At 55.0% G+C, this 21,529-nt stretch carries 20 protein-coding genes, 1 tRNA gene and 1 pseudogene; 6 read left to right on the top strand and 16 right to left on the bottom strand.

The annotated features are described in order from the left end of the window. Positions 1–47: 47 nt before the first annotated feature. Entirely contained in the window at positions 48–521 is a 474-nt protein-coding gene (locus ACWIKB_RS11325; RefSeq protein WP_475266819.1) for an SRPBCC family protein, read from the top strand. A gap of 87 nt (positions 522–608) precedes the next feature. Continuing rightward, complete coding sequence (locus tag ACWIKB_RS11320) at positions 609–1,307, top strand: outer membrane protein (protein WP_475266818.1); 699 nt, start codon at positions 609–611, stop codon at positions 1,305–1,307. 255 nt (positions 1,308–1,562) lie between these two features. On the opposite strand, the gene ACWIKB_RS11315 is transcribed toward ACWIKB_RS11320, so the two are convergent. The 5 genes from ACWIKB_RS11315 to ACWIKB_RS11295 form a co-directional block, all read right to left on the bottom strand. Next, the gene (locus ACWIKB_RS11315) at positions 1,563–2,744 is read right to left on the bottom strand and encodes an acyl-CoA dehydrogenase family protein (protein WP_475266817.1); all 1,182 of its coding nucleotides are present in this window, start codon (positions 2,742–2,744) and stop codon (positions 1,563–1,565) included. Between the two features lie 26 nt (positions 2,745–2,770). Then, positions 2,771–3,751 (bottom strand): class I SAM-dependent methyltransferase, encoded by a 981-nt coding sequence (locus tag ACWIKB_RS11310; protein ID WP_475266816.1) that lies wholly within the window; start codon positions 3,749–3,751, stop codon positions 2,771–2,773. Positions 3,752–3,783: 32 nt separating this feature from the next. Next, a complete protein-coding gene (locus tag ACWIKB_RS11305) occupies positions 3,784–5,313 on the bottom strand; it encodes a class I adenylate-forming enzyme family protein (protein WP_475266815.1) in 1,530 nt (509 codons plus the stop codon). Then, the gene (locus ACWIKB_RS11300; RefSeq protein ID WP_475266814.1) at positions 5,310–6,611 is read right to left on the bottom strand and encodes an MFS transporter; all 1,302 of its coding nucleotides are present in this window, start codon (positions 6,609–6,611) and stop codon (positions 5,310–5,312) included. The genes ACWIKB_RS11305 and ACWIKB_RS11300 overlap by 4 nt, the downstream gene beginning before the upstream one ends. A 109-nt stretch (positions 6,612–6,720) precedes the next feature. Continuing rightward, positions 6,721–7,107 (bottom strand): ectoine synthase, encoded by a 387-nt coding sequence (locus ACWIKB_RS11295; RefSeq protein WP_475266813.1) that lies wholly within the window; start codon positions 7,105–7,107, stop codon positions 6,721–6,723. A gap of 588 nt (positions 7,108–7,695) precedes the next feature. Here ACWIKB_RS11295 and ACWIKB_RS11290 point away from each other — a divergent pair. Continuing rightward, entirely contained in the window at positions 7,696–8,046 is a 351-nt protein-coding gene (locus tag ACWIKB_RS11290) for a YciI family protein (RefSeq protein ID WP_475266812.1), read from the top strand. Here ACWIKB_RS11290 and ACWIKB_RS11285 read toward each other — a convergent pair. The 3 genes from ACWIKB_RS11285 to pgsA form a co-directional block, all read right to left on the bottom strand. Beyond that, entirely contained in the window at positions 8,033–8,353 is a 321-nt protein-coding gene (locus tag ACWIKB_RS11285; protein ID WP_475266811.1) for an Arm DNA-binding domain-containing protein, read from the bottom strand. The genes ACWIKB_RS11290 and ACWIKB_RS11285 overlap by 14 nt on opposite strands. Before the next feature lie 223 nt (positions 8,354–8,576). Then, a tRNA-Gly gene (locus ACWIKB_RS11280) sits at positions 8,577–8,652 on the bottom strand. Positions 8,653–8,715: 63 nt separating this feature from the next. After that, on the bottom strand, positions 8,716–9,276 hold the full coding sequence (gene pgsA, locus ACWIKB_RS11275) for a CDP-diacylglycerol--glycerol-3-phosphate 3-phosphatidyltransferase (protein ID WP_054046593.1): 561 nt from the start codon (positions 9,274–9,276) through the stop codon (positions 8,716–8,718). 343 nt (positions 9,277–9,619) lie between these two features. Here pgsA and ACWIKB_RS11270 point away from each other — a divergent pair, with 343 nt between their 5' ends. The 3 genes and pseudogenes from ACWIKB_RS11270 (at position 9,620) to ACWIKB_RS11260 (ending at position 11,819) form a co-directional block, all read left to right on the top strand. Then, positions 9,620–10,171, top strand: a complete 552-nt coding sequence (locus ACWIKB_RS11270; RefSeq protein ID WP_475266810.1) for a hypothetical protein — start codon at positions 9,620–9,622, stop codon at positions 10,169–10,171. Positions 10,172–10,290: 119 nt separating this feature from the next. Further along, positions 10,291–11,431, top strand: a pseudogene (locus ACWIKB_RS11265) (polymorphic toxin type 44 domain-containing protein). Next, positions 11,403–11,819 (top strand): hypothetical protein, encoded by a 417-nt coding sequence (locus ACWIKB_RS11260; protein WP_475266809.1) that lies wholly within the window; start codon positions 11,403–11,405, stop codon positions 11,817–11,819. The pseudogene ACWIKB_RS11265 and the gene ACWIKB_RS11260 overlap by 29 nt, the downstream one beginning before the upstream one ends. Positions 11,820–11,845: 26 nt before the next feature. On the opposite strand, the gene ACWIKB_RS11255 is transcribed toward ACWIKB_RS11260, so the two are convergent. The 8 genes from ACWIKB_RS11255 to ACWIKB_RS11220 all read right to left on the bottom strand — a co-directional run bounded on the left by ACWIKB_RS11255 (position 11,846) and on the right by ACWIKB_RS11220 (position 21,511). Further along, on the bottom strand, positions 11,846–12,019 hold the full coding sequence (locus ACWIKB_RS11255; protein WP_475266807.1) for a gp19.5 family protein: 174 nt from the start codon (positions 12,017–12,019) through the stop codon (positions 11,846–11,848). A 215-nt stretch (positions 12,020–12,234) separates the two neighbouring features. Beyond that, positions 12,235–13,968, bottom strand: a complete 1,734-nt coding sequence (gene terL / locus ACWIKB_RS11250; protein ID WP_475266806.1) for a phage terminase large subunit — start codon at positions 13,966–13,968, stop codon at positions 12,235–12,237. Continuing rightward, positions 13,969–14,433, bottom strand: coding sequence for a lysis system i-spanin subunit Rz (locus ACWIKB_RS11245; protein ID WP_475266804.1), 465 nt, complete (start codon positions 14,431–14,433; stop codon positions 13,969–13,971). Between the two features lie 10 nt (positions 14,434–14,443). Further along, positions 14,444–14,701, bottom strand: coding sequence for a hypothetical protein (locus ACWIKB_RS11240; RefSeq protein WP_475266803.1), 258 nt, complete (start codon positions 14,699–14,701; stop codon positions 14,444–14,446). Beyond that, on the bottom strand, positions 14,701–14,904 hold the full coding sequence (locus ACWIKB_RS11235) for a phage holin family protein (protein ID WP_475266802.1): 204 nt from the start codon (positions 14,902–14,904) through the stop codon (positions 14,701–14,703). Before ACWIKB_RS11235 ends, ACWIKB_RS11240 begins: the two co-directional genes overlap by 1 nt. Continuing rightward, on the bottom strand, positions 14,901–15,248 hold the full coding sequence (locus ACWIKB_RS11230; protein ID WP_475266800.1) for a hypothetical protein: 348 nt from the start codon (positions 15,246–15,248) through the stop codon (positions 14,901–14,903). Before ACWIKB_RS11230 ends, ACWIKB_RS11235 begins: the two co-directional genes overlap by 4 nt. Before the next feature lie 10 nt (positions 15,249–15,258). After that, positions 15,259–17,172 carry a phage tail fiber domain-containing protein gene (locus ACWIKB_RS11225; protein WP_475266799.1) on the bottom strand — a complete coding sequence of 638 codons (1,914 nt, stop codon included), beginning with the start codon at positions 17,170–17,172 and terminating at the stop codon, positions 15,259–15,261. 82 nt (positions 17,173–17,254) lie between these two features. Next, positions 17,255–21,511, bottom strand: coding sequence for a transglycosylase SLT domain-containing protein (locus tag ACWIKB_RS11220; RefSeq protein ID WP_475266798.1), 4,257 nt, complete (start codon positions 21,509–21,511; stop codon positions 17,255–17,257). Positions 21,512–21,529: the final 18 nt, after the last annotated feature.

Raw genomic sequence — 21,529 nt, 5'->3', positions numbered from 1 at the left:
ATCTCACTCCCCAGCAAGACAGCGCCCCACACAACAAAGGTGTCGCCGTGAACGATGTAAATGTGCAAGTCCGAGTCAAATCGCCGCCTTCTGAAATCTGGAAGATCTGGAGCAACTTCTCAGAAGCGCCGTTATGGGATACCGACGTCCGCCATTGTGAACTCGATGGCCCGTTCCAGCCTGGAACGCGGGGCAAGTGTGTCCTCAAGAATGGCCTGAACATGCCACTGAAACTGGAAGCGGTGAAGATGCATGAAAGCTATCGGAACACGGCAAGACTGCTTTGGATCGACCTCGAGTTCGATCACCAGATGCACAGACTTTCCCCGCATGAAACCCAGATCAGCCACAGCGCGAAGATCTCCGGCCCCTTAAGTTTCTTATACCGCGGGCTGTTACGAAAAATGCTGACGGCAGCAATGACCACCGCACTGGACAACCTGCGCACTCTGGCGGAACAACGAGCGAGCGCGATGAGCAACCTCGTGCTCGACGAGCCTGGCACGCATTTGCAGCACTAATGAAACATCACAGGCACGGGCGTGTTGAGCGCTCGCGCCTGAGCACACTTCACTTACTTATCGATAACGGCACACTTCGGACCGAGCATGAACCTACTAAAAAGCACTCAGTATCTCGTGATGGGCGTCATTGGCATGGGCTTTATCAGCCCCGCGTCCAGTTCCGCCGACACGCTCGGCCCCTACATCAGTGTCTTGGGCGGCCTGAACTGGGTTGCCCCGCAAAACCTTAACCAGAACAACCTCGATTTTGTCGAGATGCAGTTCGACCACCCGTTAGACTCCGGCTACGCCACTGGACTGGCATTGGGCTGGCGATTCCCCGTCGGGCTCCGGCCTGAAGTAGAACTCAGTTACCGCAAAAATACCCTGACCCAGTTCAATAACCGAGTCTATGAAGGCGGCGGGAGCATCGACGGCAAAGGAAAAGAGGAAGCCACCAGCCTGATGGCCAACCTATGGTATGACTTCTTGAACCTGCCAGCTCCCTTCAGTCGGTTTACCCCCTACATTGGCGCAGGCCTGGGCTACACCACCCTGTCGGTCAGCGGCTTGGAAGCTGGCGGAGTCCAGTTCGGCGACACTCACCGCGACACCGTATCGGCCTATCAACTTGGAGCCGGGGTAAGTTTCGAACTCACCGAGCAATGGTCCACGTCCCTGGATTATCGATACATCAATACGCGCGATGCGCACTTCGGCGACATTCAAGGCCTGCCCCAAGGCGATGTTCGAACTGACTACAGCGCCCAGTCATTAATGATAGGCCTGCATTACGGGTTCTAAGTGATTAAACGGATCGGCACCTTAAACTGGCAAAGCGTCGCTACGACGAGCCGGTAAAAAGTGCCTGTATCTGAGTCTGTGCAACAGACGTATTCGGCCAAAGAAATCGATGCACTGCCCATCATTTACGAGAGGATGGGCAAACACTTGAAGCAATCATCAATACGATGGCAGGGACAATCACGGCACTGGCCGACAACATTATCGAGCAATTGGCGTACACCTCATCCTCCTCATCACCTATCTGTAGCACGATCATATTTCGTGGTGATTCAATTCAAAATCACCATAGGCGAGCATTGCGTTCTCCCAATTCACATCCAAATGGGACGCCATCACCTGAAGGTCACGCCAGTGCCGTTGCACCGGGCTCGCCTCAAAAATCACCGCTGTCCCCATTTGCTGCACCAGCCGCTGAACGGCCTCAACACATAACCGAACCAGATAAGCTCGATCCCGCTTGAGGGTCACCAACTCTTGCGTCGACAGCGACCGGCCTGCCACGCCGGCGCTATGCAGTAAAAAGGCAATCGCATAGTAGAGGTGCCTGGCACAACTCAACTGCGCCGCGCTTTCCGCAAGTCGCTCCAGCTGTAATGGCCGGGTCTTTGCGACTACGCCATCCTCTGTGGCCAGGCGATTGCGCAGGGCTGCGACGCACTCATCATAGGCGCCCTCCGCACAGCCGAGCACCGGACCTATATGCAGGCTGCCCAGGTACGGAGTGAACGCCACATCAAACAGATAGCCGTTCGGATTGTGTCTGGTGCCTGCCGGTGCGGGCCCGAAACACTCGGACTGCGAGACCACCCAAGCATCTGACACAAAGACATCATCGAGCCGAAGGTCTTTTGACCCGGTGCCGCACATTCCAGTGACATGCCAGGCATCCTCGATCCGAACTGCATCGATGCGGAGTGTGAACATCAGCACAGGGTTGAGCGATGCCTCCCGAGGGTCCTTGGCTGATACGATTACCCAGCCGGCATGATCGATCCCCGAACTGAAGCGCCAAGTGCCACTCACGCGAAAGCCACCGTCGACCTTGTGGATCGAGACATCTTTGGACACGGACGCCGTCGCAATGATTTGCCCCGGCCCATCCGCAAAGACATGCTCCTGGCATATGGAAGGAAGCCTGCCGACAATCGCCGCATGGCTACCCACAAGACCGATCATCCAGCCGGTCGAGGGACAAACCCGTGCGGCAATTCTGGAAGTTTCGACCAAAGTTGGCCAATCGCACTGCAACCCGCCATAACGTTCAGGCACGACCAACTGCATCAGTCCTTCGGCAAGCAGCTCCTCCACCGTCTGGGGTGAAATACAGCGCGCCTGTTCGGTTGCAGCGGCGCGGGCCTGCCACTTATCCAGAAGCGTTCGTGCACGAGCGCAGGCTCCATGATGTTCCAATGACAGATGCGCCATCCAGTCCATGAACTTCGTTACCTCAATAATGGGTGTCAGGGACGGGAAAGTTTTCTGATCACTGGAGACTCAAAGCAGAACCCTACGGGGATAAAGGGTTCGCCTAATAGCTCGATAAACCTGCTGATGCTTTTTTCGTCATTGGACGCCACAAACTCATAGAAATTGGTTCCGTTCCAGATGACGTAGATATGGGCAAAGTAGCGGGATGCCGCGTCGACGAAATCAGCAAAAAGGATTTGACCGTTTTCCATCTGCGACAGCATGGCGTTCTTCTTCCAGGCAATTTGAGCTTCGCAAAAGTAATGAGACTTGTGCTGTTCGTCCTTTACCCTCTCCCTTCGCTCATACTCTTCGATGTCGCTCTGATTGAATTTTTCCAGAAAGAAAGCGAGGCCATCCTCTCGCAAGAAGCGGGAAACGAACTTCAGATGCTCGTCCCGGTTTCTGCCATAGAACTGAAATGCCGCCATCTCGTAGAGGTAGTCGACCCCGCAAAACGACGCGTCAAAACCCAAGGAGCCCGCCACGATATCGTCTGTGATATTAAGAAATGACCCGGGATAAAACCCGGATATTTCCTTGTCAGCGTGGGCGTCGAAATGTTGCTGGTTGGCCTTGTTCGGAGAATTGGTCAGCGTTCTGATTGCCCCACTGGAATACTTCGCCAGGGCTCTTGCACTACTGCCGTCAAACGCATCGATTTCCCACAAGGTAAAGTTTCGGTCGTCTTTTTTTCTTCGCTCGCGGGTATATCGATCAAGCGCTACGCCGACGTGCGAAAGCTCTTCCACAATCCCCGGCACACTGGCCAGGAAGTGCGAAAAAAGCGGTCCTGCCTGCGCCACCAGCAAGTCATGGTAGGCCCTTACATCATCGTCCTGGATACGCTCGCGTATTCTCGTTGTCACAGGCTGCCTGGGCACCTGGACTTTCCCGTTTGCCAGATCATCAAAGTAATCGGCCAGTTTGTTCATGGCAGAATCGACAAACGCAGGGTTTGAATGAGTGGTCATTTCCGTAATTCCGTTTACGTGTTGAATGTTTATTAAATCGCTACAGCGCCGGCCGCCAAGAGACTTGCCGTTGTCTTACCGTTTAGGTTGAGGGGTAACGCCTCATGAAAACTGACCATGGCGGGCACCATGTACCAATCCAATTGGGCGGTGCAGTACCGAATCAGCTCGTCGGCCGACAACTCATGGCCTTTTTCCAATACCACGCAGGCTTTCGGAACATGACCGGCCACGTCGTCAGGGACGGGAATCACCACCGCTTCGCTCACTGCTTCATGAGCGACGATCACATGCTCGATTTCCCGGGGGTTCACCTGGAAAGTCCGCCGCGTAAACACATTGTCTTTTCTACCGACAAAGTAGAGGTACTGTTCTGTGTCCCGTTTGAACAGGTCACCGGTGAAGTAAACCCGCCGCTCACCGAACAGATTATTTTTAATAACTTGGCGGGTCAGTTCCGGCTTGTTCCAGTAACCGAGCATCACCAGGTCGCCCGCGACAACCAGTTCTCCCACGCAATCAGGCTCGGTGATCAGTTGTCCGGCCTGATCAACCAGAAACGCCCTGACCCCGGGAATCGTCTTGCCCACCGATCCGGGGCGTTGATCGAGTTGATCCGGTGGCAAATACGCGACTCGTTTGCACTCCGTCAGGCCATACATGGAGTAAACGACAACGTCCGCAAGGAGCGTTCGCAATTGCTGTATATGCTTGGGCGGCAACGCCTGGCCGCTGCTGGCGATGTACTTCAGGGATTTGATTTTTTCAGCTTGAAACGCTTCGGGGGCGGCCTGCAAAAGGTAGTGAACGGCAGGCGGCAGAATATGCATCCCGGTTATTCCGTAGCGCAGAATCAAGTCAAGCAAGTGCTCCGGCCGCTCAGGCAGAGCGCTCTCAGTAACCGAGTGCCCACCGCCAAGTAACGGCATCATGATGTTGTAAAAACCATAATCAAAATGCAGGGGCGAGAAGTTCAATATGGCCGCATTCTCAAAGCCTCCCAGATAACCGGAAACGGCTGTGTAGGCCGCCACCATATTGGTGTTACTGACTGCTACGCCTTTGGAGTCTTTCGTCGAACCGCTGGTGTGAAAGATAACGCGCACTTCATTGCCATCAAGTCCGCCGTTGCACGCTGGATAGACCTCATTCAACCCGGCGTATCGGCGGGTGCGCCATTCACCCATGTGCATGACGAACTGCAAATGCACCTTCTTGGACAACTCATCGAGGCTTGCCCCTGCCGGTACGATCAAGGTCGTTGCCTTGATATCGTCAAGTTGATGGATCAGTTTTTCGGCGGCAATACCGTAGTGCATCAACACCAACACAAACCCGGCTTTCAGGACGCCCAGCGCACAGGCTATGGTTTCGATGGACGTTGGCGCATGAAGTGCGACCCGGTCGCCTGCCCTCATCCCCGTGGCAACTAACCGCTGTGCAACCATAGAGGCGAGTTCGTCCAACGCGCCGTAGCTGATTTCTCGTCCACTGACGGTTAGCGCGAGTTTGTCCGGCGTTCGCTCGGCGTGGTCTTTTACATAGTCATGGAACTGTTTCATCTGGCCACCTCGCTGCCTTCCAAAGGTGAAGACGACAACACACGGTCTTCTTCATTGTTGGCCTGTACGGCGTCGTTATCCTTGGGAACCAGCAGCACGATTGCGCCGGCGATCACTTCGAAAATCCCAGCGCCAACGATCACCAGGCCCGTTTCAAAATGAGCGTACAGCGCCGCACCACAGGCACCGGCAATCAGAATTGAGGCGCCTAACGCGGCAAAGCGCAGCCTGGCCAACCCGGCGATCTCGCTTTGCTTGAACCGGGTTTGAATGAGCAGAATGAATGAGATGTCGATCAGTGGCCCGCCGAGTGCCGCCAGACCAGCGCCGACCATCATCCCCGCCAGAACCTGCTCCGGTGGCAGGTACAGAACGGCTGCGCCAATGGCTGCGATGCCTAGGCCATTGACCACCGAGCCGAACGTAAAGCCGTGATACAAGCGGCGGATTTGCAGGTTGCCCACGACAAAAATGGAGATCAGGTTCCCCACGCCATAGGCACCCATGATCAGGCCGTAGGCTGCGAAACCTTGCACGCCAAAACCCTGGATATCGTATTTGACGACCGCCAGCGCCATGCCGATTGAAATCCCCACGCTCCAGGCAACATTGCCCAGGCCCGCACACACATACACCGCTTGCATACGCCAGCGTCCCACCAGGCTTCGCCAACCGGCCGTAAAACCGGCGCGCCGGCTGGTGACTTTCACAGGCTGGCGTGGCAACGCTTTGCTCAGCTTCATGATTGCCCACGCCGAGATCAGGAAGGTGATGCTGTTCAGGGTAAAAAGATGTTCGATCGGGATCAGCAACGTAATCGCCGCTGCCAGCATCGGCCCAATCACTCGGGCAACCCGAATGATGGCGTCGAACAGCGCGTTGACCGATTGCAACTGGTCCGGCGCTGCGACAATGCGCGGCAGACTGGCACGCAACGCCGGCTCGAAGAGCGAGTTGACGATCATCATGAGCATGAGCGGCACCGCCAGCATCCAGAGGCTCATGATGCCGAGCCCCCAGGCGATCACCGGAATCAATGCCAGCCCGGCCCGTGCCAGGTCGGCGCCGATCATGGTACGGCGGTGATCCCAACGCTCCGCCCATATCCCGCCCAGCAAAGCGCCGGTCAACGCCGCAGCTCCGCGCAATGCGCTGAGCCAGCTCGCGTCGGTCCCAGCGATCTGTACCGCCATCCAGGCGATGGCTATGGCGAAAAGTTCGTCACCGATTGAGGATAATGCCAACCCGCCCCACAGCAAGGCCACGGGCCGTTGAAGTAACGGCCTGAACAATCTCATATCATCAACTCCACACAATCATTCGACAGGTCTGATAGAAGCCCTGTCGTCTCGTTACTCGTTGGTTAGAAACGACTGGCCCCGTCGAAGAGGCAGTCCACTGCGCAACTCAATACGAAGAGGCACTCTGATTATTTATGGAGTGACGCTCGGTGCCTGCGAGGGGAGGATTGAAAACGCTGACCAGGATCAGATCCGTGAACTTGCCGCCGCGCAGATAGTGACGATCATGTTTGTCCAGTACATACATATCTCCCGGACGAATTGCATGGATAGTGCCGTCCATGTCTTCGATTTCGCCCTCGCCACCAATGCAATAGCAGGCCTCGAGATGATTGCGATAATGAAGTAGCGATTCCGTACCGGCTCGAACCACGGTGTGGCAGATGGTGAAGCCGACTCCATCCTGTTCTGTTAGCAGGCGGTGGCTGGTACCTGAACCCCACTCGACAAAAAAATCGGTTCTTTCAACGTCGGAGATACTACGAACAAACATATTCAGTTCCTTGTGAATATTTGGACTTATCGCACTCAGAAGTGCGAGGCAAACGGAGTGGCTGTATCGGTCAACGTCAAACAGGCAACACAAAGGCAAGCTGGCGCAGGGCAAATGCTCGGCAGGTCGTTTAAAGCACCCTATTTTCGGGACAGCGCTGTCTTTCCCGAGATCGAATGAAGCCATGCACCCTGCTCAGGGGCAAAACACAACCAGATAAACAGGGATACTTTCCTACAAGAAATGCAGAAAGTTTTATCGCAGGACGTGCAGGTTGCACGCAGGCCATTACGGCAGACCAGTCATTCCTTGACCCGATTGTTGCTCCTGAAGAGCCTGGATCCTACGTGTAACAATTTATGAGTGTCAACGCGTTTTTTTGACCCGCTCAGTGCAAAGGATGGCAAAGTCGAGATCCGCGTGCCTGCTTAAACTCGCTGAGATCACTCTGTCTTTGCCGCGAAAAAGTAAGACAAATCCTGCGGGCGCACCCACGATATCTACGGCGACTGAAACCTCGCTCGCGGGAGTACTGTGCATGACGCCCGGTGGTTAGCGGGTAGCACAGCATCCAAAGGAGCAGAAGATATGTCGATATACATTGTCCGGATGGAACACCCAGCCGGCGACCTATGGAACAAACATGTCCTTGAGCATGTTGTGTATCTCAAAGAACTGATCGCTCAGGGCCGACTACTGGCTTCCGGCCCACTCAAGGGAACGCCACTGCGTACAGGGTTCCTGATCATGCGGGCGGAGAATCGCCAGGAAGTCGAAGTGATGGTCAAGGGCGATCCTTTCTCCCGAGAAGACTTGATCTGCGGGCTGACGATCGAAGAGTGGGATCCTCTCTTTGGCATGCTGGTTGATCAATCCAGCGGGCAACCGCCGGCGCATCCTCAAACTCAACGTTTTTTAAATCACGTCAATGCTGAATGACCACTTCTTGGGTGTCCTCCATGGCCAGACGCATAGCATTACGCTGCAGTCGCCGATGGGCACGCGGATCGATGCCTCTAGCGACCAATGCCCTCGCAACATCACGCAAAGCGCGAGCATCTCGTAGGCTAATTTCAGGATAGGTACCGAGAGAAATACGGGGCTGCTTATCCGCCCAGGAAAAGCGGGAGTGCCAGCACTTGGCGCCTTTCGTATTCACGAAAAGAACGAGGCCGTTGTAGTCAGGGAGGGTGTAGTCCTTGGCTCCAGGTTCGGCGTGTCGGACTGCGGTCTTGTTGAGAGCCATCGCACAATCTGCGTCTCGTATGAATGGAGGAGATTTGTACGGTTTGCAGTGAGACTGGCACCACGAAAAACCGACCTGCCGAGCACCGGATTGATTTACTGGAAAAAACGCCCATTGGGGCTGGATCTGAGTGTTTTCAGGGGAATGCGGCAAGAATCAAAGAAAGACTTTTCTTCGGACGAAAAAAAATGGACCTCTTTTCAGAGATCCATTTTTTAATGCTTGGAGCGGGAAACGAGACTCGAACTCGCGACCCCGACCTTGGCAAGGTCGTGCTCTACCAACTGAGCTATTCCCGCGTCTTGGTGTGGCGCATTCTATAGAATCCAGAAGCCCCGTCAACCCTTTGATTCAAAAAAGTTTTATTTCTTTTCTACGTCGGTCTTCAGATGTGGCCAGGCAGCCCGCAGATATTGGACCATGGACCACAATGTCAGGCCTGCCGACACCAGCAACAAGGCGTAACCCACCAGGACCCAGAACGTGAAGTCCGACGGGTTGGCCAGCAGGATCACCAACGCCAGCATTTGCGCGGCGGTTTTCCATTTGCCCAGATTCGACACAGCGACGTGAGCACGGGCGCCGAGTTCGGCCATCCATTCTCGCAGCGCCGAGACGACAATCTCGCGGCCAATAATGACCGCCGCCGGCAGCGTGAGCCACAGGTTGCCGTGTTCTTGCACCAGCAGCACCAACGCGACGGCGACCATCAACTTGTCGGCCACCGGATCGAGGAAAGCCCCGAACGGTGTGCTTTGTTCCAGACGGCGAGCCAGGTATCCATCGAGCCAGTCAGTGGCAGCGGCGAATGCGAAGACCGAACTGGAGGCCAGGTAGCTCCATTGGTACGGCAGGTAGAACAGTAAAATGAAGATCGGGATGAGCAGGACGCGTAGAACGGTAATCAGATTAGGGATATTCATCGGCACAACTGGCTACGAGGTGAGTTGGCATTCTACTTGAAAAGGACATGCGATGAGGCGTGTTGGCCCATTCTACGGGCTTCTCTTCGAGCATGTCTAACACTGTTCTAACAGAGTTCTAACACTTTGTGGCATCTCAGAGCGCCACATCCAGAGGCCTGCGCGGGCACGGTAAGGACCCATGCGGACGCGCGATAAGGCTCAGGCGCGAGGGCCTACGGGGGGACGCGAGGACTGACCCTGATTGAGGTGGTCATTCAGATTTTTCTGTCAGATTCTCGAAGGCCCTGAAGCTCGGCACAATCTGGACCATACTCAGGCTTTGAGGCTGAGGTTGTTAATCATGATCTGGGAAGACGTATTCAAGCTGATCGGCGCCGCAATCGTATCAATCGGAGGCGGCGGGCTAATCATCTTGGCCCTCTCCTCTTGGCTGGGGAAACTTTGGGCAAGCAGGATAATGTTGACCGAAACACACCAACTCGCGACTCAGCTTGAGGCAACCAAACGAGACCTCGACATTCTCAAAGAAAACACCCTCCGTTTCCAGAATGACAAGATACTGATTTACCGAGCAGTTATTGAAATAGTTGCGAGGCTCCTCGCGGCCCTCGACTCTCACGAGGACGGAAGGTTAGTAGCTGCCGAAGCCGGGGCACGCTTCGACGAGTTTAACGAGCAGCGACTGAAGGTATATGGATACCTCGCCATGCTTGCACCGCAGTCAGTCATGGATGCTCAAGATAGCCTCATCGACCACCTACTCAGCATCAGCCATGGAACCGTTGCATATGAATGGGCTGAGGTACGCGAGAAAGCTCTTCTGCTGCTCAATACTGTCAGAGAAGATATTGGCATCGGGAGGGAGCCAATAACCTATAACGGGGCACTTTAAGCTTAGCTTTTATTCTTATAGGACTTTTCCTACAGACCCGCCCTTCTCTTTCCGGTAGCCTTCCACGAGCCAGCATAAGACTGGTTCATGACCATGGATGAAAGACGCAAGGACGATGAATGATTTCTTCTGCTCGATTGGGTGACAAACACGTCTGCCCATTGCCAGGCCACGGCACTACCCCCTATTGCCTCTGCATCCGCTGATACCAACATCAACTTTATGGGCTCTGCCCGAGTTGGCGATACCTGTGGGTGTGGTGCAGTCATCACTACAGGCTTTCCTTCTATACAAGTGAATGGCCGTCCCATGGCCCACTTAGGGAGCCCTACCAGTCACGGCGGGACGATCATCACAGGATCAGGCAATGTCGGTGGCGGCTTTGTCATGGGGGACGCTGGTGGTGCAACCATCATCAACTTTATGACCCTTGGCGCAATCCGGCCCGATGGGTCTGTGGATGACGAGAAGATGGCGACCTTGTTGGCCGACCCTAAGCTCATCGAGAAAGCAACAGCAGCGAACGCTTTGGTAGATCCCAACGCTGCCTCTAAACAGCCAGACACGGTGCCGAACGACGGGCCTGAAGGTTGTACTCACCCAAACATGATGGAGAAGTTGGCGAGATACATCGCGGAGGAAATGAGTAGCAACATCCACCATCCTTCAGTCTTGAAGATGAAGGAGCTGCTCAGCTATGACGTTGCGGAGGAGACCCGCAAGAAAATGGAGCTGCCTTGGTTCGCTCAAATTGGAACAACAAGCCCTCAAGCTATAGGTGCTGCAAACGTGGCGACCGCTATGGGGCTTTGGACTGAACGAGTAGGTCAGGGCCGCGACTGGGACCACAAACCGAAGATCCACGCAAAGTTTGGTGGGTATTACCACAAGCAAGGTATGTACGACTATTTCTATGATATTTGGTCAAACATCCACTATGGCTACGTGGGGCGAGCGGCCGGCCTTTCTGAAAGCGCGTTGTCCGACGGTGCCGGTGTTGAGCAGATTGCATCCGACTCCGTCAGAAAGGTACTTGATTGGAAGACACGGCGAGGCCCGCATGCTACCGAGGGTGTCGATGGGATGAAGGCTTACGACGACGTCGCGGACCGAGTATCGATTGGCATCGGAATCCAACTATACGCCGAGCTTCCGACGGGAGGCATTGTCGCCCAAATGATCATGGATAAAGTTCTTGCAGTTAAACCAGAAGATTGGGGGGAAGGCGTTCGTGTCCACGATTGCACGCAAGCTAAGTAAGGGAAAAGTAGTGCTCCTTCTGCTGCTCACATTACTTGTGTTTTGGTATGTGACGTTGCCAAGAGTAGTTGTCAATTACCCCAAGGATGGAAAGGAGGAACTGCGATATATCTGGAACACCCAGCACCGTATCGACAAAGGGGGCCTGCTCCCCGGCGAGGGGACCGCAGATATCGGCCACATCTTCCCTGATAGGGATTTCTTCATGATGTTCGATTGGTGGTCGGACAAGGGGTTTCAGAGGTGCATCGACATAACGCCAAAATGGGGGGCAACGACAGAAATCAACCTTGATGAAACAGGCAGAATCGACACCGGCACGACTTCCTCTGACGTTATTGCTCGCTTGAAACAATGTGAGGGTGCACTGGACCCTTTCCGACCCTAAGGCGCCCTGCCAGCGCCACAGCAAGGTCACCCATCACAGCTACCAAATAGAACGCAGACGACATCCCCAAGGCCTTCGACCAAAGGACCACCTTGAGCAACTCCCAGAGTGACAAGGAGTAAACCAAGAAATCGGTAGGTGACACGGTGGGTAGCCAGAGTGCGGAGTACAGCAACACAGGTCTTCCACCGTGTAGTCATCGCATAGCCCTCCTTGAGCTGTAGGTTTGGTGGTGTTGATAACCACCCTCTCACAGAGCCTCTAAAGGACTCCTCTAATCAGGGGGGGGGGATATCCCTTAAGAAACCTTAAGTCCCCTCTGCTTATAGTGAGGGGTTTTGGAGGCCTTACAAACCGGGCCTCTTAGAGGTGGCCATTTTGAAAAAATAGGGAACCCGTTAAGGTCCCCTTTCAGTTACCAACCCATATAATTGGTGGTAGTGCCGTCGTCTTCGTACTGCATCATGACCTCACCCATCATCATCTGCCGGTGCTCGTCAAAGCCGATCAGTGGGTTTTCCATCTGGGCCATCAAGAACTCTTCCAGCATCTCAGAGGCGCCAACCTCAGAGTCCTTCTCCATGGCGTCCGTGAAGAACTGCACACCGATTGCCAGGGCATCCAGACGGTCATCGTGAGCCAATGAGCCCCGCTCCTTCGTGATGCGTGTGAGCTGGTAGAAGCCGCTGTACTTAATGTCAGTCGTGCCGTCGATGTTCAGCGCCGTCTCATAGTCCCGCGCAACGACATCTTCGGAGACCACCAGCTTGTGACTGCCCAGCACCGGTTCCAGCACTGCACAAATGCGGACCTCCTTCTGCCCCTTCGACTTGACCTCAGTGACTGCACAGCGGTGCGTGCGAGTCATGACGGGGCTGAAGAGCTTCACGTACATGCCATCACCGAAGTTGCCCTCGATAACGACCTCGTTCACCTTGAACTTCTTGCCGATGTCCGCGAGAGCCTGCAAGGTCTTGTCGTCGTAGCCTCCACGGAAACCGCCCCAGTCCATCAGGAAGATGTAGCCGTTGAGCATGTATAGGACTGCGTAGCCGGTTTCGTCCTTACCGCGACCGCTTGGGTCAATGACCAGAATCTTGGCGGTGTATGGCGCTGATGCCTGACCAACCGTTTCATAGCGGTGAAACCTGTCACCTTTGAGGCCCACGTTAGGGAGCCCTTTGGCTTCGTTGTTGCCGTTAGGCAGCCACTGCAAAGTCGTAGGTGCGGTGTCGAGGCTGAAGCGCCCCACGATGAAGTCACGTAGCTTAAGCGGGTACTTCTCGGCATCGGAAAGGTTGGGGTTGAGCATGAATTGCAGCGCAAAGCCGCCCTTCCCATACGACAACTCCCGCTCACGCAGGTCAGCATCGTCGAATCGTACAGGGTCTGTCGGCTGCCAATGCAGAGCCTCATCAGCATCCAGTTCACCAGCAAGCATGGGAGCAAGTCGGTGCCCATAGCTCTCCCGGTCCTTCTGATCTTTGGGATACCGTGCGGGCCAGATGGTTGTCACATAGCCACGGTTCTCCAGCTCCCGATACAGGGTCATTTCGGTCTGAGGTGTACCCAGATAAATGATGGTCCCGTTGGGTTTGAGGATCGCATCGAATTCCTTAACGAGCTCCCCGAGGTGTTCACGCGCCGCTTGAGTGGCCGAGTTGTTCGGGACCTCCACGTCATCCGCGATAAGGATGTCTGCACGACTACCTGTGAGCTGGCCCGTGATACCTACCGACTTAACCGAGGGAGAGTGGTCAGGCTTGGCGGGGCCAACATCGAACGCAAGCGAACTGTCACGCTGGCCGTTCTGAGGCTTCATGTGATGCAGAAAAGGCAGCAGGTCGATGATGCGCTTGATGAAAATACTGTTCGCATCAGCGCGCTCTTTAGAGGCGGACACGATGAGAAACTTGAGGTCTGGGTTGTTCCAAAGTTTCCAGACAACGAAGGCGCAGGTGATAAAGGATTTACCAATGCCCCGGAACGCTTGAAGAATGAAACGCCGCTGATCCCCTGAGGAAAGCTTGCGGCTCATGTCGATTTGGCACTTGGTAGGCTTAGGCAGGTTCAGCGCCCGCCAGAGGACAAAAAGAAAGGCCACAAAGGACCTTTTCATTAACGCTATGTCTTTATCTCCCTGATTCAATTATTTACCTCCTTGTGTTTCTCCTTTCAGCTCGCGGATGATTTTTTGAAGTGCAGTTACTTGCTGGTCTGCACGTTGGGCTTGCTCGACAAGGAATCGAGAAGTACTTGGGTGTAGTTCGGCGTAACCATCAGTGACGGGTCCACCTGGACTTGTGATTGAACGCACAGTGGCGTCGGCAAGTTTGACCCGCAGGCTGATACCGTCAGCGCGCAGCCGATCAATAGTGCTCTGAGCCACAGCCGTCTTATTTTCAAGATGCGCCTGCCATTGCTGAGAAATTTCAGCCAGAGCCTTTTGGGATGCTTCACGTTCCTCCTCCTGTTTCATCCTGTAGGCCAAAGCGGCCTGTGTAGCCTCGTGGAGATGCTTGGTATCCGAGTCGTGATAACCCTTGAAGTAAATTCCAAGAGCTATCAGACAGGCACACAGAAACCCCAAGAGACCCTTGGTAAGGGGTGTCATTAAGTTCTCCTTAGTGCTGAGTTACCGGACCGTACAGCTCGTCATCGGTTAGCTCGGGGACCTCATCAAGGGCCGCTGCAAGATCCCCAAGAAGTGAGGCGTCAGGCCGTAATTTGGCGAGGGTGAATTTGTGGCGATCAAGATACTTGCCGATTGCGTTGTACAGCTGAGGCCCGCGAAGCTCCGGGTTTTTAAGATCCTTCAATAGGTTCCTGCCAGTTTCGGTGTCGATGGCCTCCAATAGTTTTTCAAGAACGGATTCAGACATTAGCCCTCCTTCTTATTGGACTGCACCGCCTTAACAGTCTTGTAGACCAGCAGCGCAGTTTGGGTCAGGGAATAGATGATGGCAGCGGCATAGAACCAGTCCGACATCGTTAGGCCTGCAAAGCGACTTGCTACATCAGCACCAGCCGCCGCAACGACAGGGGTTGCTCGAATCACCCCTTCGTTGAAGTTCATTTCAATCATTCAGTCATCTCCTTAATCTTTACCCGCAAGGACTTAGCCAAGGACATTTCCTCAGGCGTAGCGAGGCCTAAGAGGACATCCGGCATGAGCTTATCCAGCTCGACTTGCAGGTCCTCAGGAGTTACATCGGGTCTCTCCCAGGGCGCCACAGAGCCAGCAGCGAGATGGTGGAAGATGTCACGGCCATGCACTTCTACGTCAGCAGCACTTGCCGAGAAGGGAACGTCACCGAGAGCCTCAAAGGTTGCGGTCACGTTAATCATGGTGTGTTCGCGGTTAGCCCATCGGGCCTCCGCAAGGGATAGCAGCGTCAGGCCGTTATCCCAAGTTGTTGGAAATTGCATTGAGTCCTCCTTAAGCGACACGTATCCAAACGGACACGCCTTGGTTATTCGCCCAGCCGCATTGGCGCCATGTCCCCTCGGGGGCAGTGCCGGATACGTTGTTATGGGATGAAAGGCGTAGCTGTGCACCGCCAAGCAATCCGTTCTGTCCCACGTTGGTGCCCGAGACGTTTTGCAGGAAACAGTAGGAGCCGATCTGGTTTGCCGAAAAGTATTCAGCGGAACGAGCACGGAAGTTGCCCAGCGAGATGAAATTGTTGTTCACCCAGTTCGATAGCCAACCGCCCCAAGCTCCGCCGTAGAGATTGCCGTCTGTTGCGAGATAGGCGTTTCCGCTGGCTGTATAAACGTTGCCCACCGCCACAAAATCGTTCGCAGTCATGCGGCCGGAGACGCCTGCTGAAGGGGCTGTAACATGTCCGTTAAAACCTGTATTACCAGCCGCATACATTACGGCATGTTCGCGGCCTGCTAACTGGACGTGATAGTTACAGGCATTGTCCATATAAAGGATGCCACGGGTTGAACCATCCGAGTGATAATGCCAAGTGTGCGTGTTCGCCGCTGGGCTTGATGCCTGGACAGCCACTACACCGTTATTAGAGCGGAGCGTGGCACCCGCTGTAACGGCTCCGGGAAATATCGCTTGAGAACCATTACGAGCCAATGAGAGCAGTGGAGTGGGATTAACCCCATCGCCATCCCAATGAATGACCGCGTTCTGAGCTCCCGTTGTTTCCGAGAGAATCCCAAAGGACAAGGCTTCATCGGCACCACCGTTAACGCTTACTCGATTTTTGATAATTGGCCGGTATGCGCTTTCAGCACCTAATGTCGCCCCTTTGACGAAGAAAGGTGCCTCAGTAGATTTTTGACTTACGAAACCAAGGCCTTCGTCGTATGGCTTCGCCTCGAATCTCTTCCCGAAAACCTTCCCGACAGCCTCGACGATGCCCTTAAAGACCACCTTCCAGTTACCGGGGCCGGTCGTCGAAGACTGAACGTTCTCAGCGAGGTCATTCATGTTACCGAGTGCATCAGCCTCAGCGGCGGCGCGGTCAGCTTCTCTGCGGGCACGGTCAGCCTGAGCCGTTGCGAGAGCCACTGTATTAGCAGCAGATGCAGCAGACCCGGCAGATGCACTGGCAGACCCGGCAGACTTGCGGGAATAGTGATAGCTCGAATAGAGGCCACCGGATACCGCTACGTCCTCAGTTTGTGTGGCCCACTGAGCCGCTGTAGCAGCCGAACTTTGCGAGTTAGTTGCGTAGGTCTGAGCGCCGTTTTGATATTGCAGCGCCAAGTCACGAGCAGCTTCCGAAGCGATTCGAGAAGTCTGAGAAGCGACCGCTGAGTTGTAGGATAAGGTCGAGTAGTTCTGGCTATTAGTAGCCGATTGAGCAGACTCAGCAGCCTTCGCAGCTGCGATTTGAGCTTGGTTCAATGCAGACCCTGCCCATTGCTGGTTCTGTCGCAGGGTTACCGCATCCCCCGGATTGACAGCGTCTGCGAGATTGACAATTCGGCGCCCTCGGGCGTCAAGGTTTCCCTCATTGTTTACGCCAATAGTGTCAGCAGTAAGGTCCCTTGCCTCCTCGGCAATATGCAGTGATTGAACCTGCGCGGTGTTCAGGTCGTAAGCTCGAAGAATCGAACCATCACTGAAATCAACGAGACGTTCCGTAGCGGATGTCACACGTCGAATCTCGATAAGGTCAAACCCTTGAGCAGGCCCCTGAGCGACATTCGTCGTGATCATCTTACGAGTCGAAAAGCGGTAGTCCGCATTGAGCGTCAGTACCTTGCGGGTGGCGCCGATCAAGGTCACAACTACGAACTTTCTGGCGAGATACTCAAAGGGAATTGGGAAGTCCTTCAAGGCCCCATTAAGGGGATATGTGAGGACGGTTTTAGGTGCGGCCATTAATACCTCCTTTCAAATAAAAGAAAGCAGGACACAGCGACCCCGAAAGGTTTCTGTCCTGCTTATAGTGAGGGGTTTTCTGTTATCGGATTTCCACGCCCTGCCCTTCCATCATCATGAGCAAAAGCTTCTGACTGACAGGATCATTGGGCACCAGTCCACGCAGGCCATTGAAAACGCCTGTCATGTACTCTTGGTCTGCACGGCGCGAATCAGTACCAGACGCTCCGAAGGCGTTGTAGCCAACCTGTCCTGCACTTGCGAGAACGCCATAAGCGGGCACTTGCTCAGCCACGCGTCCCAGTAAGGCGGTGGTGCGATCATCCTTCGTGGCGCTGTACTTCATGGCACCTTGCGGACGTTGCGCCTTCGGGCCACGCGGGAGAATCGAAGAGCGGACCATTGCGGCCTGATCGAATCCCAGAGGAGCCGCGACAATGTTCGCCAAACCCAGCGGAGCACCTATGTGGGAACTACGGGACATAGCCGCATAGGCCAGCATGTTGGGATCGAGTGATTGCTGTAGGAACTTCTCACGCTGATCCTTGGGCATCCCTGCTGCTTGGCTGTATTTCATTGCCACGTAGCCCGATACAGCCAGCCCAGTCGAAAGGACCGCCTGCATCGTCTGATCAATAGCGCGGCCGTTCTTGGTCGCATCGTGGAACCCACGGACAAGTCTGGAGTTGACGGAGCGCATCGTGAAGTTCTTGAACTGCATTGCCATCTTCACGCCCGCACCGTATGCCTCGGTATCAACCGAAGAAAGCTTGTGAGGTCGCAGAATGGTCTCATCGGCAATTTTGTCACCCATCCGCCACAAGTCCATTGTCCGGGGATCGCGCTGGAAGGCAGCCTTGTCGGTGACCTTGTAGGAACCATCGGGTTGTTTCTTCACGTGAGACTTGATGAGGTCTTTCATTCCCCCAAACTGCTCGGGGGTGATAGACATCGACTTCAGGCGCTCGGGGTCAAAGAGCTTCGAGGTACGGCCATTCACTACGTGATTCACAAAGTCCGAGAGGACACCCTGACGGCCTGCGTCTGCGATGTAGTTCGAGGATTCTGTTAGGAACTTGGTGAATGGCGAGCGAGCTGACAGCTCCTGCGTTCCGTACTTGACTGTCCCCATGACCTGAGCGAGCACCGGGTTGGTGTCAGCATGGTCGCGAAGGCGCTGAATGATGTCCTGACGGGATGGCCGAATGTGGTTGTCCAGTTCACGCCCGAAGACCATCGAATGCATGTCAGCGAGGTCGTCCGCTTTGATCTTGGAACCCCACGTCGTCATGTCCTTCAGGATCGGGACGCCCTTCAATAGCATCCGTGTGTGCCCCTTGGTCACCATACCGGCAACCTCAGTGATGCTCTGCACCCCCATGTAGGCGTTCTTCGCGAAAAAGCTCATGTCAGTCAGGGCACGAGAAGCTGTCGCTAAGGCGCCTTCAGGAACACGACGGGCACGGCCTGTCAGAATCTTCACGGACTCCTCAAGAGCCTTACGCTCGGTTGCCGCTGAGGTCTTAACCCGAGAGATATCATGAAGGAGTTCCGCTGTGGTCCTGCCTGTTGCGCCCATGATTCCGATGTCACCGTTTACGCGGTGGTCGTAGCTGGGAGTGATGCGAGACAGGTCGAACTCTCGAAGGTCATTGACGGCAAACTGCGATCCATCTGACAGCGGGACGGCCATGTCCGAGTCGAACAAATGGCGTCCTTCAAGGAAGTTATTAGAAGCCAGCCCCATCGATCCGGGGATACTTCCATGGTCACCCAGGGCGAGTAAGTTCGAAGCATCAAAGTCGTCAGACTTCGCGACCCCGAATGCTTTTCGAGTGGCATAATCCTCGACCAGCTCATTCAAGATGTCTTCACGGAGCTTCACGGCATCGACTGGCGCCGCTGGCTTCTTCCCGACAGGCTTAGGCATCCGTGCCTTCAGCTCTGCATCCACGGCATCTTTCAGGAAGTTGTCCACGCGAGCTTTGACATGTGGCCGAGCTGCATAGCTGGCAAGCCAAGATTCTTTCACGGCGTCCTGTAGCCCATCCTGACCGCCGAACTTCTGTAGGTGAAGGTTCTTCGCGGCGGTCGAATAGATGTTGGGGATATAGGAGCCTGCGTGACGAGTCTCCGGCAATACCGGGCGGGCCTTGCGATTACCGAACTGAGCCGGTGCGGCCAGATAGTCACCCTTGGTGTCGTAGTGACGCTTGACCGTGTCCATCAGCTTGCGCTCGCCTGTTGTGAGTTGAGTCAGCTTGTTACCTGAAACCTCCTCAATTGCCTCGGCAACACGGCGGAATGCCCGCTCGATATGAGCCTGACGGCCACCATCGGTCATCGCGTAGCTCGGGTCCTTAATTGCCTCCAAGACCTCTTCCGACATTTTGTTGTAGGTCACATGGTCTTGTCCTTGGATGCGCTCGATGATGTCCGAAGCCGTAGCTCCAAACTTCCCGTTAGAACCACTGACGGTCCCTGTAGGCGAGCGGAACAGTTGGCTACCAATTGCCAGTACTTCGGGGCTCTCGGAGCGATTGAGTGTGTAGCCAATCTCCGTAAAGCCGCCCATCGACATGCCCTTGGCTGCTCGATCCGGCATGACCTCAGCAGCCTCAGCCAGCAGCTTTGGATTCAACGGATTAGTGGCGGAGAGGATTGAACCGTCCTGCAATCGCACAGCGCCCGGCTCATTAGGATGGTCTACGTAGTTAACGCCGAAGGCCTCCTTTGGTTCCTCTCCGGCCATCCATGGGAAACGGGACGGATCTTCCTCACCCAACTGACGAGCAGTTTCACGGGCCTCCAAGCGGATGCTCGGACCTGCGAAGTCGTTAGGATCGAAGGAATCACCATGGCGAGACAGGATGTCGCTGTAGTCCTCATCGGATAACGAGCGACCGTCATTCTGCGGTCCGCGCTCTCCATGCTTGGCAAGGATGGCTTCCATTTCAGCATCGCCCATTTCAGCGGGAGCTTTGGCGGGTCTGGCAGAAGCCAGTAGATCAAGGTCCACATCAACGTTGCGGTTTGGTAAGGCGGACTCACCGTGTCGCGCAAGGATCGACTCAAGCTCACCGTCCGCCATCTCAGGCCGTGCAGAAGCTTTAGGAGTCGCTCTCAGGGCCTTATCAAAAAGGGCCGTAGCGCCCGCACCGAAAAGAGCACCACCTACCAGCGCTGTGCCGTAATGCCCTTCAATGCCCGTCATGTTTTCACGGAGCCCCTCGGATGCCACAGCGACAGCGCCTGAGTACATTGCACCCTGAGCAACACGGGAAACGAGGCGAAGACCTGTTGTTCCTGGGAGAGGTACGTAGGTCATTGGATCGAGGCCCGCGCCAGCAAATCCACCAACGATTTGAGCACCAGTGCCGGTTGCATAGATACGGCGCTCGTACTCCATATTCTCTTTGGCCATCGCAATGGCGTTCGGAAGATTGGCCCGCTTGCCCTTGGCGTAGTCCTGCACAAAGCTGAAGTACTGAGGATCAACGCCTTCCTTTCGGATCATGTCGTAGTCCTCAGCAGTCCACTGGGAGTTATCTGTGGGGTTCACCCACTCCAGTGGATCATGGTCTTCCTGAGTCGCGTATCGGAAGATCGAAGCGACCGACGACGTTGCCAGCGTGGCAGCCGTAGCAGCACCTGAACCCTCGAAGGTCCCCTTGTCCGGCTTCCCGATATGATTCGACAGCGTGATGTAATCCTGCTGAGTCTGAGGGGCAGTACCGCCCTCAAGGTTCATGTTCCCCAGTTGGGGCAGGTTCTCACCTACACGGACCTTCGAGCTTGCCGCCACGCCCTGAGTAGCATCCTCAAAGGTGACGGCTTGAGCCTTTGGGTTAATGCCGGGGTTGGTCACCTCCTGCGCATCGAACCACTGACGGGATGGCGAGTCACCGGAAACGTCCAGCAACTTGCGCATGTAGTTCTGACCCTCAGGGCTAATCTTGCTGAAGTCGCCCGAGTCCAGGGCGGACAACTGCGGGGAACCCAAACGACCCTGCCCTTGGTTGTAGGCCAGTGCGGTTTTGAGCAAGTCACCCTTGTAGGCACCGCTGAGGTCTTTGAGGTGGCGGGCAATCGCTGGTATGGACTTCACAGGGTCCATGCGGTCCGCCGGGGACATCAGGCCATAAGCCTTTCCTGTCAGCTCCGTGAACTGCCCGAGCCCCAAGGGACCTGTATGGGACTTGGCGGTGTTGTTGAAGCTGGATTCATTAAAGATCAGCTTGTGCATGAAGTCGTAAGGAACGCCTTGGCGGTCCGCTTCCTGTCGAATCAGGCTGTCGTAAGGCGTACCTTTGGCTTTCACCGATGCGTAATCAGTCATTCATTTCTCCTGTCTAAG

It is taken from the genome of Pseudomonas sp. 5Vm1k (assembly GCF_056161485.1).
The sequence above is the reverse complement of the archived record's forward strand: the minus strand, read 5'-3'. Positions and strand labels throughout refer to the sequence as shown.